Below are 17,639 nucleotides of genomic sequence, written 5' to 3' on the forward strand. Positions count from 1 at the left end.
AAAAAAGAGATATGAATCCTACTTCTCCCGATCGCACTCGCTGGCAATTTTGGATCGATCGCGGTGGCACTTTTACCGATATTGTCGCCAACAGCCCCGACGGTAAATTAGTCATTCACAAGCTGCTGTCGGAAAACCCAGAACGCTACACCGACGCCGCAGTTCAAGGAATTCGCGATATTTTAGGAATTGGCGCAGATGTTCTCATACCCGCCGCCGAAATTGAAGCGATTAAAATGGGGACGACGGTGGCGACAAATGCTTTGCTGGAACGAAAGGGCGATCGCACAATTCTGTTAATTACTAAAGGTTTCGGCGATGCGCTGAGAATTGGCTATCAAAACCGCCCCAATATTTTCGCGCGTCACATTGTTTTGCCCCAGATGCTGTACGATCGAGTTATTGAAGTTGCAGAACGCTACAGCGCTCAAGGTGAGGAGTTAACTGCTGTCAATCCCGAGTTTATCCCGTCTTTGCAGCAAGCATACGATGAGGGAATTCGCAGTTGTGCGATCGTATTTATGCACGGCTATCGCTACTCGGAACACGAAAAACAAGTTGCTAAAATAGCGAAAGAAATTGGCTTTTCTCAAATTTCAGTATCTCACGAAGTTAGCCCGCTGATGAAATTAGTTTCGCGGGGAGATACTGCGGTTGTCGATGCTTATTTATCTCCCATTTTACGTCGATACGTCGAACAAGTAACCAGTCAGTTAATCGAGGCAGATTCCGGGAACGAGGGATTATTAATGCCCAATGCCCAAAGCCCAATGCCCAATGCCCAATGCCCCAAATTAATGTTTATGCAATCGAATGGCGGCTTAGTGGACGCGGCACAATTTCAAGGAAAAAACAGTATTTTATCCGGGCCTGCTGGGGGAATTGTCGGTGCAGTTCAAACGAGCAAAAAGGCAGGTTTTGATAAAATTATTACCTTTGATATGGGCGGAACTTCCACAGATGTTGCCCATTTTAACGGCGAATACGAACGCGAATTTGAGACGGAAATTGCTGGGGTGAGATTGCGATCGCCCGTGATGGCAATTCACACTGTAGCAGCCGGCGGCGGTTCAATTGTCTTTTTTGACGGGGCTCGCTACCGCGTCGGGCCGGAGTCTGCTGGGGCCAATCCTGGGCCTGCTTGCTATCGCAAAGGCGGCCCCTTGACGGTGACTGATTGCAATGTGATGTTGGGGAAAATTCAACCGGATTTTTTCCCGAAAGTATTTGGATTGAATGGAGATTTGCCGATCGCGCCTGAGGTAGTAAACCAAAAATTTGGGCAATTAGCGGGGGAAATTGGGGGCGAGAGGACGGCCGAAGAGGTGGCGGAGGGTTTTTTGGCGATCGCTGTGGAAAAGATGGCGAATGCTGTCAAAAAAATCTCGCTTCAGCGCGGTTACGATGTTTCGGAGTATACATTGTGCTGTTTCGGCGGTGCGGGCGGCCAACACGCTTGTGCGATCGCCGATGCTTTGGGGATGAAACGGGTATTTATTCACCCTTATGCAGGTGTGTTGTCGGCTTACGGTATGGGTTTGGCTGATGTGCGGGCTATTCGCGAAAGGGCGATCGAGCAACAATTAAATGCAGAATTATTACCTGAGTTGCATCATATTTTAACCGAATTGGAGGCTGAGGGAAAGAGGGAATTGAACCGCAGAGGCGCAGAGAACACAGAGAATGAGTCAGAGGTTTTAGCTGTTAGCAAGTTGCGCTTAAAATATCAGGGAAGTGACTCGGTTTTGGCGGTCAATTTTGCTGACAATATTGAGGCCATGCAGGCTGAATTTGAAGCAGCACACCGACAGCGTTACAGTTTTATTATGCCCGAAAAACCGCTGATTGTGGAAGCGGTTTCGGTGGAAGTTGTAGAAAGAATGGATGTGCCGGAAGCATCCACAATTTCCCCCTCTTGTGGCACAGGCATCTTGCCTGTGCAACCAATTTTGCAGACATTGGATGTGCCGGAAGCATCCACAATTTCCCCCTCTCGCGGCACGGGCATCTTGCCCGCGCAACCAATTTCAACGGTGCAAATGTATGTTGCTGGCGGGTGGCGGGAAACGCCTGTTTATCAGAGAGACGATTTGCGATCGGGCGACTGCATAGAAGGCCCTGCTATGATTGTTGAAGCTACGGGAACTAATATCGTAGAACCGGGCTGGGAAGCGGAAATCACCGAAAATAATGATTTAATTTTGAACCGCAGATGCACGCAGATGGACGCAGATAATATCCGCGTTGATTCGCGTTTATCTGTGGCTAAATCAGATCCGGTTTTGCTAGAAATTTTTAATAATTTGTTTCGGGCGATCGCCGAACAAATGGGCGTCACCTTGCAAAACACAAGTTCCTCAGTCAATATCAAAGAACGTCTCGACTTTTCCTGTGCAATTTTCGACAAAAACGGGCAATTAGTTGCCAACGCGCCGCACATTCCCGTACATCTGGGCTCGATGAGCGAAAGCGTTGAAGCTTTAATTTTAGCACAAAGCAATGCGATTCAACCCGGCGATGTTTATGTTTCTAACAATCCCTACAACGGCGGCACGCATTTACCAGATATCACCGTTATTACTCCAGTATTTGCTCGTGATTCCTCCCTTCCTTTGTTTTATGTTGCCTCGCGGGGACACCACGCCGACATCGGCGGCATCACTCCCGGTTCCATGCCTCCTAACAGTACAACAGTAACTGAAGAAGGTGTATTGCTTGACAATTTTCTGTTAGTAAGCGAGGGCAATTTTCGAGAAAAAGAATTACTAGAAATTCTGAGAGGGGGTAATTTTCCGGTTCGCAATTATGCTCAAAATATAGCCGATTTGCAAGCACAAATTGCTGCTAACAAGCGCGGCGCAGAAGAGCTGATCAAGATGGTAGAGCATTATGGATTAGAAACTGTGCAAGCTTATATGGGGTTCGTACAAGACAATGCTGAAGAGTCGGTACGCAGGGTAATTGATGTTTTGAGTGATGGCGAGTTTACTTATCCGATGGATAGTGGCGGACAAATTAAGGTAGCGATTACAATTAACAAATCTGCGCGCAGTGCAAAAATAGATTTTACTGGCACTTCCGGTCAACAAGCCAACAATTTTAATGCTCCCGCTGCGGTGTGCAAAGCCGCTGTTTTGTATGTTTTCCGCACGTTGGTAGATGACGATATCCCTCTAAATGCTGGCTGTTTGAAACCTCTCGAAATCATCAATCCCGAAGGCTGTATGCTGAATCCTCGCTATCCAGCGGCGGTAGTGGCCGGAAATGTGGAAACATCGCAGAATATTACCGATGCTTTGTATTGTGCTTTGGGAGTGATGGCGGCTTCTCAGGGAACTATGAATAATTTTACCTTTGGAAATCAGCGCTATCAATATTATGAAACTATTTGCGGCGGTTCGGGTGCTGGTGCAGATTTTGACGGTACGGATGCGGTTCAAACTCACATGACTAATTCGCGTTTAACTGACCCAGAAGTATTAGAATGGCGCTTTCCGGTGTTGTTAGAAAGTTTTGAAATTCGGGCTAATAGCGGGGGGAATGGATCTCATCGCGGCGGTAATGGAGTCGTGCGGCGAGTACGGTTTCGGGAGGCGATGACGGCGGGAATTTTATCGGGGCGGCGGGTGATTTCTCCTTGCGGTTTGAATGGGGGGGAAGCGGGGAAAGTTGGACGCAATTATGTTGAAAAGGTTGAGGGAAAAGTTGAGGAATTGGGGAGTACGGCGACTGTGGAAATGCAGCCGGGGGATGTGTTTGTAATTGAAACACCGGGGGGCGGAGGATATGGTAGAGCAAAATAGTAGTATAATTCAGTAAAATGTAATAATCATCGAGCTCGGAGAGGCAAAGTTATGGTTAATAACTCTTTTTACGATAAACCTAAAGAACAATCTTTAGTTAAAATTGAGATCGTAGCTAAATACTTTGGGGCATGGGCTAAGATAATGATTAGTCAAATAAAAAAAATACCCTTCTCAAAAAGACCCCCAAATATTGCATATGTAGATTTATTTTCTGGACCAGGTTATTATAAAGACGGTTGCAAATCTACACCATTACTAATTTTGGAAAGTGTCCTTGCTGAATCACAAATGCGAGAACAGTTTGTAACAATTTTTAATGATATAGACTCCACTAACACCGAGTCTCTCGCTCGGGCAATAGCATCTTTACCTGGTATAGATACCTTAAGACACCTACCAATTATTTTAAATAAGGAGGTGGGAGAAGAAATTATCCAGGATATTAAAAAAAATATTAAATCAGCACCGACACTTTTTTTTATTGACCCTTTTGGTTATAAGGGTTTGTCAATTAGTCTAATAGGATCAGTTATCAGCAATTGGGGTAGTGATTGCATATTTTTCTTTAACTACAACCGCATTAATATGGATGTAAATAACCCCGTTGTAAAGAAAGAGATGAACTCCTTTTTTGGTGAAAAACGAGCTGATGCGCTGAGGGAAGAACTTAAACCTATGCAGCCTGAAGAACGAGAATCAACTATTGTAAAGAGTATTTGTCAGGCATTGAAAGATGTTGGGGGGTCGCACGTTCAAGATTTTTGCTTCAAAAAATCTAGTGCTAGTCGTACTAGCCATTATCTTATTTTTATATCTAAGAATAAGCGAGGTCACTCAATTATGAAAGATATTATGGCTCAAAAAAGCTCCATTTTTACTCAAGGAGTACCATCTTTTGAATACAATCAGAGTCAGGCGGCTATTCAGCTTTCACTCTTTGATTTTCAACCGATCGATGACCTTGAAAATATGCTCCTTGATGAATTTGCTGGTCAAACACTCACAATGGAAGAAATTTACAATCAACATCATGTTGGCAAGCGTTACATTAGTAAAAATTACAAGGAAGCTCTTAAAAAACTAGAACAACAAGGTAAAATTGTAGCTGATCCATCTGCCAGTCAACGAAGAAAGCCAAAAGGAGAAATTACATTTGGAGAGCAAGTGAGAGTTACCTTTCCACCAAAGTAGATGTTACTACTTTATTTGAGTTGCGACTCACGCTGAAAGTGTAGCCATTGAATTGCCTTTGATGTTTATTCCATGCTTCCGGCATCTCATTCCAAATTTTATCATCCAGAAGTCTCCCAGCAGCTTTGGGCGTTCTACCTCCCCATTGCTTGAAGAAAAACGCGACTCCAGCATTCTGACACTGATCCCGAAGACTTTGTGCCCATTCTTCCTGCATCGGACGGTGTTTTTGCCCCGACTCTCCCCCAACTATTACCCAGTGAATATCTCTTAGATCGAGTTGCAAAGGCCCTAAAAGTGGTTCGCAGGATAAAAAGCGTACCTTTGCATTGACTTGTCGCAAATGCTCCACACGATGAACATAGTTTTGATTTTCAACAGACACCCCCATCCAAATATTATCACACCAATCAAGTTGAGAGGCTAAGTCTGCTAAACGCTCATGTCGCTTCGTAAGAATTTGATAAATGTGGTGAGGAGTTTCACGCATTACATCAAAGACTTGTTTCAGAAATTCCAGAGAAATATCTTCATGGAACAAATCACTCATTGAGTTAACAAAAATGCGACTCGGCTTTCGCCAGCTTTTAGGTTCATTCAAACGCTTTGGATATTCCGTTAAATCAAAACCGTTAGGAAAATTAGTATGAAACCGTTTTGTTAATGCTTCAGCATAACAATGTGTACAACCAGGACTGACTTTATCGCAGCCTGTCGTTGGATTCCATGTTCTGTCGGTCCATTCGATACCAGTATTAATGCTAGACATACAAAAAAAAATACTACTTAAACAACCTTTGTAGGTGACGGTGAACTAATAAAATTCGCTCTATTAATTGAGGTTTATTTAGCGTCACTTACCAATTCCATTATATAATTAAATTGACTTAAATATAACTTAAATATCAACATATTTTTTAAGCACTTGCATCAAATGTATATCGTGTTGTAGAATCGGGCTGAACCAGCATTTATTCTCCGAACCTTTCCAGAACAATTGTGCAAACACCTAATTTTTCAGAACTCAACCATCCTGTGGTCAAATCCCTGTTCCATCACAGCGACCAGGAATTATTGACTCTGTTTCAAAACCATCCCGATCAGGGTCGCTTCTTCACGGCAATTTTTTGCCGCTACGCTCAAATTGTCCACTCCCTGATTCGCCATTCCGTGCGATCGCCCGTACAAGGAGATTACCTATTTGCCCACACTTGGCTGCACATCTATCACGAGCTCCGAGGCCTCGATTTGCGCCGCGAACTCCAAGAGTCTGAGGGCGGAAATCTCAGTCTCCAAAACTGGCTGATTAATGTTACAGCTATCTGCATAAATCAAGCCGAATTGCCTCCTGTTGAGTCGATCCACTACTCTTTGCAATCTGCTCCGCCCCCCCTGTGGTGTTACGTCAAACAAGCTTTAGAATTGTTAGCGCCGCTGCCGCGTTTAGTAGTGTTGATGGCTCAGACTTTCCGCTGGAGCGAAACTCGAATTGCAGCTTATTTACAAGCAGAAGGCGAAGCTATTTCGCCCGCTCAGGTAAAAGCTTTGCTGCAAAAAGGATATCAAACTTTAGAATCCGGTTTGCCGGAGGATATTCGGGCTATTTATCTCGATGAAAATCTCGATTATCAAGAAGAACTTGCTTAGAGATCGGATACAATCGCGCCGAGTTTGTGTAGTCTCAAAAACCCGGTAGTTGGAAAATATCGGGTTTTTTTAGCTATTATATATAGGGAAGCTGCCCGCTGCGCGCCCTAGATTTCGATGTTTTGTGAAAGTTGTAATAATCTAATTTTGTTAAATACAAAGAATCCAAATATAAGAGGTGGAAATGGCAATTTATCAAGTTCGGTTTGTGAATGAGGCTCTCGCCCTCGATCGCACGATCGCAGTACCAGACGACCAGTATATCTTAGATATGGCAGAAGATGCGGGCATCCGCTTGCCGAATGGATGCAAGCAAGGAGAGTGTTCTGCTTGCGTTGTCAAACTGCTGAGCGGTGAAATCGACCAAAGCGAACAAAAGTTTTTGAAGCCGTCAGAATTGCAAGCTGGCTACGCTGTTACTTGTGTGGCTTACCCGCTTTCTGATTGTACTTTGTTAACTCATCAAGAACAAGTTTTGTATCAAACAGCTCTTTATTTTAAGTAATAAGTATGGAGCGATTTAAAGATACTCGTGAAACAATCTACTCATTCCAGGATGAATTTCTGGTGCGATGCCCTTGTTGTGATGCATGTGCGATCGTGCGTTGTATCGATCCTGATAAGGCCGATCTCTTTGCTCCTCGCAGATTTTCTTGTACAGCTTGTGGTTCCTCAAAAGATTGGTCTAAGCAAAAGATTGAAAGCTGGTATAGTAGGTCAGGGGATGACTATTTAGGCTATCCTCTGTGGCTTGAAACTTCCTGTTGCGGTCAGACGCTTTGGGCTTACAATCTTCGACATTTAGAATTTATTGAGGCGTTTGTTCGGGCAAAGCTGAGGGAACGAAAACCTCATGAACTTCATGGCTGGTCTAATAAGAGTCTGTTCTCTCGACTTCCAAAATGGATACAATCAGGTAAGAATCGAGAAGAAATTATCAAAGCGATCGCAAAGATGCGTGAATCAGTTGTCACTCCTACCTAATATTCGCCGGTGCAAATGGTTGTTCAACCAGATTTTGTGTCATGTAAGGTGCGTGACTCTCAAGAATCGGGCTGCCACTTGAGTGGCTAGAAAGTCACGCACCCTAATGAGTATAGATAAACTCCCCCTTATAAATTCAGCAATTGTACAATCCGCTGAAGCGGAATGTGCGCCCAATCCAAGCGGTAATTAAGTTCGTAGGCTAGCTCGCCAACCGCTTTTTCCAAAATGTAAGCATCCAGCAAAACTTGTAGTTCCGGTATAGATTTGGGCAAGAAATTTGCATCGGCTGCTGTTGCCAAATAGCTCTTAACAAAAGTGAGGCTGACCCAGCGGTGCCAAACGTTCGCCCACTGCTGCATCTCCGGGAGATTTTCAGGGCGAATCATGCCACTTTCTACTTCATTGCGCAGTGCCAAAGTAACAGCGTAACTCAAAGATTGCAGCATTCCCGCAACATCTCGCAGGGGCGACCTCTTCATCCGCCGCTCGCTTAAGGGTCGATTCCGTTCTCCTCCGAAATCAATAATTACGAAGTCTTTGCCTGTATAAAGAACTTGCCCGAAATGAAAGTCCCCGTGACAGCGAATTCTATCAGCCGTAATTCTCAAGTTCAAAATAGACTTGAAACGTTCCATGAGCAAATCTTCGCGGTTGAGGAGCTTTTGCGCCGATTTTTGTATGTCTGGCGGCAGTTTGGTCAGCCGTTTTTTCAGCTCCAGCAAAGTTCTTCCTGCGACATTTCTCATGTGTTGATAGATGGAACGCTGGTAAAAGGAGGTGAAGCTTTCTGGGGCAAAAGCGGGATTTTCTATGTCTGAAGCTAAAGCGAGGTGAAGTTCGGCTGTCCGCTGGCCTAAAAGTTCGGCTGATGCTAAGTAAGAGCCGATGAGTTCGCGAGCTAATGCCGGAATTTCTAGCGATAAATCCGCTACTAGCGAGTTTGGCTGCCGCTGCGTTAGTCCGATCAAAGCGCTCGGTAAATAATTTTCGGGGGAAATAGATAAATTTTCGCCGGAATGCTTTGCTTCTACTGTCATTACTTGCTCGAAATAGTCGCGCAGTGTGTCTAATGTATAAGACCAAGCGTCTACGCTGTCGGGGATTAATTTTTGTAGTATTCCGACTGTAATGACTTGTTTTCCTGGTGTTTGATATTCCAATGCTCCGGCAATTGGAGCGTAGTGTTGGATCGAGTTGCGATCGGTTAAAAAGCGTCCGATTTCTAATTCGGGGTTGATTCCTTCCTCGACTTTTCGCAATATTTTCAGGACGAAGCGGTCGCCGTAAGCTGCGGATGTATTGCTTTGTTCTTTTTTGAACAGGTGAGGTTCGAGGTGCGATAAATCTTGTTCCGATCTGAATTCACTGTCGGCAATTCCTACGAGTTGACCTGCAACCCCTCTGTGAGTGCGAGAATTGGCGATCGCCCCCAGCAGCGCGCTCAGAAAACCTTTGTCCCCAGCAGCATCAAATAGTACCCCGACTTCCTTGTTGGTTTCTGGGAAGTGCAGGCGCGCGATCGCCCGATCGTCCGCATCGCCTTTCATCTCTTCCCAACCTAAAGGCAAAACGTAAGTTTCCGGCATACCTTCAGTATAATTCAACAGCAAAAACAGAATGTAAACTTTAGATTCCTCCCCGGCACTATCTTTACATTCAACAGGCACAATCTCACTTATTTCTAATGATTGAATTATCCTGTCTGTACCGCTATACCAGCGATTGCGTCGCAAGTATTCCGGCAAAATATTTAGCAGCATATCGCTTAACTGACTTGTAGAAAAAGCAGTTTTCCAAGTACCTATGACTGCCAAACTCGGCAAGTCTGTGTGAAAACCGTGCAGCGAAAAATCTTCGTGTTTAGCAGTAAGAGTAAACCAGTAAAATGTGTGAGAGCTCAAGCTCAAAAAGTAAGGCGAGTCGCCAACCGCCGGAAACTCAGTACGGCCGAAAATCTCCTCTGGAACAGCACCTTTAAAGGGCGAAAGGTCTAATTCTGCCGTCTGCACGAAGCGCGACAAATTAGCCACTACGAGAATGTGTTGGTCTTGATAAGTGCGCACAAAGGCTAAAACTTTGCGGTTTTCCGGGTACAGAAACTCGCAAGTTCCGCGGCCGAATGCTTGGAAGCGCTGCCGAATTGCAATTAGGCGTTTCATCCACCACCACAGAGAACTCGGATTCGCCCGCTGCGCGTCCACGTTAATAGATTCGTAGTGATATTCAGGGTCAACAATTGGCGGCGCGTAAAGCCGCTGCGGGTTAGCGCGGCTGAAACCGGCATTGCGATCGCCGCTCCACTGCATCGGAGTTCTCACCCCGTTACGATCGCCCAAATAGATATTGTCTCCCATGCCAATTTCATCGCCGTAGTAAAGCACCGGCGTACCCGGAAGAGACAGCAGCAAAGCATTCATCAACTCGATGCGGCGGCGGTTATTTCCCATTAAAGGAGCCAAGCGGCGGCGGATGCCCAAATTAATTCTCGCCTGAGTATCTTGAGCGTAAACCCGATACATATAATCTCGGTCTTCATCACTCACCATTTCCAGCGTCAATTCATCGTGATTCCGCAAAAATAATGCCCACTGACAGTTATTGGGAATCTGCGGAGTTTGCTGGAGAATATCGCTAATTGGGAAGCTATCTTCCATATACAAAGCCATAAATAAACGCGGCATCAGCGGAAAATGAAAGTTCATGTGACATTCATCCCCAGCAGCGTAATATTCAACCGCATCCTCCGGCCACTGATTCGCCTCAGCAAGCAGCATCCGGTTGGGGAATTTCTCATCTACGTGCTGCCGCAATTGCTTCAGAAATACGTGAGTTTCTGGCAGGTTTTCGCAGTTAGTACCTTCGCGCTCGTACAGGTAAGGCACGGCATCCATGCGCAGTCCGTCTACTCCCAGTGCCAACCAGAAATCTACCACGTCTAAGATGGCTTGGCGGACGGCCGGATTGTCGTAATTCAAATCTGGTTGGTGGGAATAAAAACGGTGCCAGTAATAAGCTTTTGCTACCCCATCCCAAGCCCAATTAGATGTTTCAAAATCTTGGAAAATAATCCGAGCATCTTGATATTTTTCCGGCGTGTCGCTCCACACGTAAAAATCTCTTTCGTTACTGCCTTTCGGGGCGCGGCGCGATCGCTGAAACCAAGCGTGCTGGTCGGAAGTATGGTTGACAATTAACTCAATAATGACTCGAATTCCCCGCTGGTGCGCTGCTTCTAAAAGCTCTTTAAAATCCTCTAATGTGCCGTAAATTGGGTTGACGGTGGTATAGTGAGATGTATCGTAGCCGTCGTCTCGGAGCGGCGATGGAAAAAATGGCAGTACCCAAATTGCTGTTACTCCCAAGTTTTGCAGGTAATCCAGTTTTTCTGTCAGTCCTCTAAAGTCGCCGATCCCGTCTGCATTGCTGTCGGCAAAAGCGCGTACTGGTACTTCGTAAATAATCGCGTCTTTGAACCACAAGGGGTCGTCATTTAACATTGAGTTTGGCATGATTTTTATGGGTGATTGGTAATTGGGAATTAGCCCTTGCAATTTGGTAATTGGGCTTTGTTAGTTCAAATCCAAACTGATAAATCATAACTCATAATTTGGCGGCGATTCCTCATGCCAGCGGCAGAGTTTTAATCGTAATTTATTAACGCAAAACTTATAATTTCTTAATTATAAAATTCTAAAAATGTGTTTTGCTATTTCGGATACAGTTCACGATCCGGATACCTATTGGGGCGCGGTGCGCACCCTACATATCGTTGCGCGGTGCGCACCTTACATATCGTTGCGGGGTGCGCACCCCTACAGACTAAGTATTAGGGGCGGTATTTACTACCTGTCGGACGGTTGCCACGACAGTACACTACCTTGACTTTAACGGCTAGCTTTTGTTACATTTGTTTACATAAAGCAACAAAAGTTAAGGAAAAAGCAAAAATGGTTCTTGTAATCGCTCTTTTAATCGTCGGTTGGGTCGCAGCAGCATTAATTGGCACTCAAGCATATTTCCTGGGCGAACAGTCAAAGCCAATCCACGAGCGGAATTGGAACGATGAATCTTTTGAAAAATTGGCTGTAGCAATCACAGCAAAAGAGATAGATTACAGCGTTCGCGTTCCCGCCTACAGCATGGATGCTTACGGCAGCCGCACCATCTCGAATTCCTGATATCAATTAACAAGTTTCACCATTTTCAATAACAGACCCGACGGCCTGTTCCTAATTTTAAATAACAGGCAGGATGCCTGTTCCACAAGAAGATTTATGGTTTGTGGAACAGGCATCTTGCCTGTTCCTAGCTGTTGGGCAACTACAAACTATTACCTACTAGCGCTGGGCGAAATTCTTTTTTGCGAAATTGCAAAGTGTTATTTTCGCAGTCGATCGCAATTGTATCGCCCTCCACAAACGCATTTTCCAGGATCTTGTTTGCCAGCGGGTTTTCCAGCTCCCGCTGGATGGCACGTTTCAAGGGACGAGCGCCGTAAACCGGGTCGTAACCGACATCTGTGATATGGTTTTTCGCCGCATCCGACAGTTCCAAAGTGATTTTTTGCTCGGCCAACAAACGCTCGAGCCGCTTGACTTGAATGCTGACTATTTGCCGCAATTCGATCTTGCTCAAAGTGTGGAACAAAATTGTCTCGTCTACCCGCTGAAGAAATTCCGGCCGGAAGTGCGATCGCAGCGCTGCCATCACTCGTTTTAACATCTGTTCGTACTCTTGGTCTGTCTCCCGTTCTTGAGTCAATAAATTTTCATTTTCACTCTTTTCGGGAGTATCGACTCGCTCGGCCGACACCTCAACAGTACCGTCGGCAGCCACTTTATAATCTGTCTTTTGACTTGACAAATCTTTCGTTTCCTGCTTCCGACTAGCAGGCTTTTTGACGGTTTTTTCCTTCTTAGTAAACACGTCTAAAATGTGGTCGCTGCCGATATTGCTGGTCATCACAATTACGGTATTTTTAAAGTCAACCACTCGACCTTGAGAATCGGTAATTCTGCCGTCATCCAACACTTGCAACAAAATGTTAAATATATCGGGGTGTGCCTTTTCCACTTCGTCAAACAGCACTACCGAATAAGGGCGTCTCCGCACTGCTTCGGAAAGTTGTCCCCCTTCGTCGTAACCGACATATCCGGGAGGAGCTCCTACTAACCGGGAGACGTTTTGCTTCTCCATGTATTCCGACATATCGATGCGGATCATCGCATCATCGCTGTCAAACAAAAACTCCGCCAACGCCCGCGCTAACTCAGTTTTTCCGACGCCTGTGGGGCCCATAAACAAGAAAGAGCCGATCGGTCTTCCGGGGTCTTTCATGCCCGCCCTAGCGCGCCGAATTGCCGCTGCCACGGCTGTTACAGCTTCCTCTTGACCGATGACTTTTTGGTGCAAGTGTTTTTCCAATTGCAGCAATTTTTGGCGTTCGGATTCTAACAACCGGTTAACCGGAATGCCCGTCCATTTAGCGACAATTTCCGCAATATCGCCCTCAGTAACTTTTTCCCGCAGCAGGGAAGAACCTTGAGCTTGCTGTTTCAAAAGTTCCGCTTCTTTCGCTTCCCGATCGCGCACCGCCGTTTCCAACTTCCCATACTTTAACTGTGCGGCTTTATTCAAATCGTAAGCCCTTTCTGCTTGTTCAATTTGGACTCGCAGTTGGTCTTCTTCTGCTTTCAATTTATTGATTGCATCCAACAACTGCTTTTCGCCCAACCACTGAGAGGACAATTTTTCCTGCTTGACTTTTAAGATGTCAATCTCAGATGTGATGCGTTCGACGCGGAAGCCGAGCCCAGGGGCTAGAGTACCTTTTCCTTCCCCTTCGATCGACAATTTTTCCATTTCCAACTGCATCACCCGGCGGTCAATGCCTTCCAATTCCACAGGTTTAGAGGTAATCTCCATTTTCAAGTGGGCGGCCGCTTCATCTACAAGGTCGATCGCCTTGTCCGGCAAAAAGCGATCGGAAATATAGCGAAAAGACAAAGTTGCAGCAGCTACCAAGGCCGAATCAGTAATTTTTACCCCGTGGTGGCGTTCGTAACGGTCTTTCAAGCCGCGCAAAATCGAAACAGTATCTTCAACGCTGGGTTCGCCGACAAATACTTGTTGAAATCGGCGTTCCAAGGCAGGATCTTTTTCAATATTTTTGCGGAATTCGTCGAGAGTTGTAGCGCCGATGCAGCGCAATTCGCCTCTCGCCAACATGGGTTTTAACAAATTTCCGGCATCCATTCCCGAACCGGAACTGCCGCCGCCACCAGTGCCGACAACCGTGTGCAATTCGTCGATAAATAGGACAATTTGCCCGTCGGAATCGATAACTTCCCGCAGAACAGACCGCAACCGTTCTTCAAATTCGCCCCGGAATTTTGCCCCAGCAATTAAACTGCCCATGTCGAGGCTAAATAGCTGGCGATTTTTCAAAGATTCCGGTACGTCGCCGTTGACAATTCGCTGGGCTAAACCTTCGGCGATCGCAGTTTTTCCGACTCCCGGATCGCCAATTAACACCGGATTGTTTTTTTGCCGGCGGGAAAGAACTTGCACCACGCGCCGGATTTCCTCGTCGCGGCCGATTACTGGGTCGAGTTTGCCGGCTTTGGCGGCTTCTGTCAAATCGCGGCCGTACTTGCTGAGGGCGTCGGAGTTAGCTTCGCCATCTTGATCTTGGGCTTTAGCGTTGCTGCGGCTGCCTTTTCCCGTTTCGGAATTTTTTTCTTGGGTTTTAGCAGTGGCGCGGACTAATTTGATTGCTTCTTCGAGTTTTGGTCGATCGATCGTACCGGCTGGAGGTTTGCGATCGTAACCCGGGCGGCCCGGCGGGCCGTCGCCTTTTGTCAGCAACCTGCGGCCGACTCGTTCGTCTTCTACTAAGCCAATTAATAAATGTTCAACGGCGATAAAATTATCTTGCCAAGTCGCCCTGGTGGCCTCGGCAACATCTAACATCACTTCTAAGCCGCGGCCGAGGTATAGTTGGTCAGCGTTGGCAACTCTGGGCTGTCGTTTGGCAAAAGCATCTAACTGCTGGGCCAACCGGGGGGCATCGACTCCAGCTTTGCTGAGAATGCTGTTTGCCTGACCTTGCTGTTCGAGAAGGGCGATTGCTAAATGTTCAACCTCTAGCTGCTGATTGGCAAAGCGGCGGGCTACATCCTGGGATTTGACAATGGCTTCCCAGGCTTGATCTGTAAATTTGCTAGGGTCTGTTGGCTGCACGTTGCTTCCTCCCAATCAAGGGGATTCCTGTTGTTATCCATTAATACATCGTCTCACAACCATCATAATCTTTAAACAGGATTATGAATTTATGAGTGCGGTTAACTAGCGCGGAAGTTATGACCTAATTGACCTCTTGCAAAAGCTTACAGTCCGCAATCCACCCAAAAATTTGGTGCGGTCAGACCGACTCTGGCGATTCCCTTCGGGATAGCTTCCCTCGTGCGTACTTAGAAAAATATTGCCATAAACCAGATTTTTTAGTGGCTGAGATTTATGCTATTTCCCACTTACCAATTTTTAGTATTTTTCCTAATTATTTTTAGCGCCATCGTCTCTGTGAAACCCCAAGTCGATTTGTATAAAATTGTCTTGTTAGTTTCGAGTTTATTATTTTATTCCTTTTGGAGTTTTGACTTTCTCTTGCTCCTTATTTTCTCTACATTTTACAATTTTATCATTCTCCGGGTTCTCTGCAACGGTAAGTATAAAAAAATTGCTTTAATCTCCGGTCTATTTTTCAACATTGGCTATCTCGGCATCTTTAAATATTGCAACTTCTTTGTAACTTCTTTATTTGAGGTACTGAACCAGCTACAAATTCCAGCCAACTTTCCAGTTTTGCAAATAATCGCCCCCGTCGGCGTGTCGTTCTACACTTTTAGAATGATTTCTCATTTAATCGACTGCTACCAGCAAAAACTCCCCTGTCCGAAATTTGTAGATTACGCCGCCTACATTACCTACTTTCCGCAAATTGCCTCCGGGCCAATCTCGCGAGCTCGCGAATTTTACTCGCAGCTAAATTCCCCGGAAAAGTACGACTATCAAATCGAAGAAGTTATAGTTTTGATTCTGTCTGGACTCTTCAAGAAATATACTTTAGCCAGCTTTTTGTTTAACTTCACTGACTTGCCATTCAAAGTCCCCCAGCAGTACAGCAGCATCGATTTAATCCTCGCGGCAATTTCCTATTCCTGTCTAATTTACGTAGATTTCAGCGGGTACTCGGATTTAGCGAACGGCATTTCCTGTTTGCTGGGTTTTAAACCCATTGCCAACTTTAATATGCCATACCGATCGCTCAGCCTGCAAGAATTTTGGAAAAGGTGGCACATCAGTCTTTCCGAGTGGCTGAGGGATTACCTTTACTTTCCCTTGGGCGGCAATAAATACGGTCAGTTGAGGAAGTACCTAAATCTATTTTTAACAATGGCGATCGGTGGATTGTGGCACGGCGCAGGTTTAAACTTTATTTTCTGGGGAGCAATTCACGGTTTAGGATTAATTGTCAACCATTTATGTAAAGATATCCCCCAAGCTATTCACTTTAAATTAGATTATGCCTTTCCCAGATTTGCTAAATTTTGCAGTTGGTTGTTAACATTTAGTTTTGTTACTTGTAGCTGGGTATTTTTCGGCACTCCCAACTGGGAAACTGCGGTGAGTTTTTTTGAAGGAATTGTCCATCCTGCCGTCGCAACTTTTCAGTTTAACTTTTGGCAATTGTATTTAGTAATTGCAGTCATCGGCGCGCTCAACTTTTGGGGCGATCGCTTCGCTAAACTATTGCAAACTGTATTGTCATTAAAAAACATTTTCTTTCGGGTTGTCTTAGTTTCGCTGCTCGTGTATACTATCTTGATGTTGGGGCCGAGTACCGTTCCGCCTTTTATTTACTTTAATTTCTAAGAAATATGAAAGACCGGGAAATTTTGCTGATTGTTACTTCTGTAATTCTCACTTTAATATTTTCAAACTTATCATTATTTCTCAAAAGCTTTGCTTCAACTCCTTTCGCCAGCCCAGAAATTAAACAAGCCGCAGGCCAGATCGAACTAGACGGTTTCCGAAAATCCGAACAAGATTTTTGGAGCAAAATTAAAGATATTAACTTCGATAGCGTCCCCAAAGAACCAGAGATTTCTCCTGTCGAAACCGAAACAAAAGCGGCTGTTGAACCCCAAAAGCCTGCTAATGCTAAAAAACCAACCCCAGCTAAACCGAAGCTGACCAGACCTTATCGCAGATTTTTATTTATTGGAGATTCCGTAATGTTCGACTTAGGAATTCAACTCCAGTACACTCTTAAGAAAAAATACAATATCGCCGATACGAAAATTGACTACAAGGTATCGACAGGATTAAATCGGATAGATTATTATGACTGGTATGCCAGAACTCGCCAAATTATCAATAATTACCAGCCGGATGTAGTGATAGTTTTGTTCGGAGCCAATGACCGTCAAAATATCACTGATTATCAAGGAAAAGCCCGGGTTGTTCTGACCAAAGAATGGCAAAAAGCTTATCAAGAAAGAGTTGAAAAATATGCCAATTTACTCGATTCGTCATCCGTCGTGAGAAAAGTGTATTGGATCGGTCAATCGATACCTAATAAATCTTCTTATATCAAAGCTTTTCCCATTATGAATAATATTTATAAAAATGCCACTAAATCTTACTCTAAAATCGAATTCATTTCTACTTGGGAGACTTTTGAACAAGCAGGAAAATTTGTTCCTGTAGTTGCTAATAAATCAGGTAAGCGAGGCTATGTAAAAAATAATGACGGCTTGCACTTTACCTCCCACGGAGCTCAAATTATCAGTGACTTAATCGTTGACCGAATGGTAAGCGACCAAATATTAAAAGCTCCGAAAAATAAATAACTATAGTAGGTTGGGTTTCCTGAGCCAACCTAAAATTTTGACATTTCACCGACTACTGCAAAATTATATATTTAGTTTGGATGCAACTTGGCTT

General features: G+C 45.0%; 11 protein-coding genes. 8 read left to right on the forward strand and 3 right to left on the reverse strand.

What is annotated here, in order from left to right; all coding sequences use genetic code 11:
* Positions 1–11 precede the first annotated feature (11 nt).
* Both E5S67_RS05190 and E5S67_RS05195 read left to right on the forward strand, forming a co-directional pair.
* On the forward strand, positions 12–3,803 hold the full coding sequence (locus E5S67_RS05190) for a hydantoinase B/oxoprolinase family protein (RefSeq protein ID WP_172186001.1): 3,792 nt from the start codon (positions 12–14) through the stop codon (positions 3,801–3,803).
* A 51-nt stretch (positions 3,804–3,854) separates the two neighbouring features.
* Positions 3,855–4,997 (forward strand): three-Cys-motif partner protein TcmP, encoded by a 1,143-nt coding sequence (locus tag E5S67_RS05195; RefSeq protein ID WP_172186002.1) that lies wholly within the window; start codon positions 3,855–3,857, stop codon positions 4,995–4,997.
* Here the strand turns inward: E5S67_RS05195 and E5S67_RS05200 are convergent.
* Positions 4,978–5,766, reverse strand: a complete 789-nt coding sequence (locus tag E5S67_RS05200; protein ID WP_172186003.1) for a DUF5131 family protein — start codon at positions 5,764–5,766, stop codon at positions 4,978–4,980. The genes E5S67_RS05195 and E5S67_RS05200 overlap by 20 nt on opposite strands.
* Before the next feature lie 230 nt (positions 5,767–5,996).
* On the opposite strand from E5S67_RS05200, the gene E5S67_RS05205 reads away from it, so the two are divergent.
* The 3 genes from E5S67_RS05205 (at position 5,997) to E5S67_RS05215 (ending at position 7,628) form a co-directional block, all read left to right on the forward strand.
* Complete coding sequence (locus E5S67_RS05205; RefSeq protein ID WP_172186004.1) at positions 5,997–6,644, forward strand: RNA polymerase sigma factor; 648 nt, start codon at positions 5,997–5,999, stop codon at positions 6,642–6,644.
* A 184-nt stretch (positions 6,645–6,828) separates the two neighbouring features.
* Positions 6,829–7,149, forward strand: a complete 321-nt coding sequence (locus E5S67_RS05210; RefSeq protein WP_172186005.1) for a 2Fe-2S iron-sulfur cluster-binding protein — start codon at positions 6,829–6,831, stop codon at positions 7,147–7,149.
* A gap of 5 nt (positions 7,150–7,154) precedes the next feature.
* Positions 7,155–7,628 (forward strand): hypothetical protein, encoded by a 474-nt coding sequence (locus E5S67_RS05215; protein WP_172186006.1) that lies wholly within the window; start codon positions 7,155–7,157, stop codon positions 7,626–7,628.
* 128 nt (positions 7,629–7,756) lie between these two features.
* Here the strand turns inward: E5S67_RS05215 and treS are convergent, their stop codons facing one another.
* Positions 7,757–11,140, reverse strand: coding sequence for a maltose alpha-D-glucosyltransferase (gene treS, locus E5S67_RS05220; protein ID WP_172186007.1), 3,384 nt, complete (start codon positions 11,138–11,140; stop codon positions 7,757–7,759).
* Positions 11,141–11,578: 438 nt separating this feature from the next.
* On the opposite strand from treS, the gene E5S67_RS05225 reads away from it, so the two are divergent.
* Positions 11,579–11,809: a photosystem II protein, Psb35-related gene (locus E5S67_RS05225; RefSeq protein ID WP_172186008.1), complete on the forward strand. Its 231-nt coding sequence runs from the start codon at positions 11,579–11,581 to the stop codon at positions 11,807–11,809.
* A gap of 142 nt (positions 11,810–11,951) precedes the next feature.
* Here the strand turns inward: E5S67_RS05225 and E5S67_RS05230 are convergent, their stop codons facing one another.
* Positions 11,952–14,873 (reverse strand): AAA family ATPase, encoded by a 2,922-nt coding sequence (locus E5S67_RS05230; protein ID WP_172186009.1) that lies wholly within the window; start codon positions 14,871–14,873, stop codon positions 11,952–11,954.
* Positions 14,874–15,149: 276 nt separating this feature from the next.
* Between E5S67_RS05230 and E5S67_RS05235 the strand changes: the two genes are divergently transcribed.
* Together E5S67_RS05235 and E5S67_RS05240 are read left to right on the forward strand one after the other, a co-directional pair.
* Positions 15,150–16,565, forward strand: a complete 1,416-nt coding sequence (locus E5S67_RS05235) for an MBOAT family O-acyltransferase (RefSeq protein WP_172186010.1) — start codon at positions 15,150–15,152, stop codon at positions 16,563–16,565.
* Between the two features lie 5 nt (positions 16,566–16,570).
* On the forward strand, positions 16,571–17,545 hold the full coding sequence (locus E5S67_RS05240; protein ID WP_172186011.1) for an SGNH/GDSL hydrolase family protein: 975 nt from the start codon (positions 16,571–16,573) through the stop codon (positions 17,543–17,545).
* The last annotated feature ends 94 nt before the right edge of the window (positions 17,546–17,639 follow it).

The sequence above is a fragment of the Microcoleus asticus IPMA8 genome (genome assembly GCF_013179805.1).
In the GTDB taxonomy this organism is placed as follows: domain Bacteria; phylum Cyanobacteriota; class Cyanobacteriia; order Cyanobacteriales; family Microcoleaceae; genus Microcoleus; species Microcoleus asticus.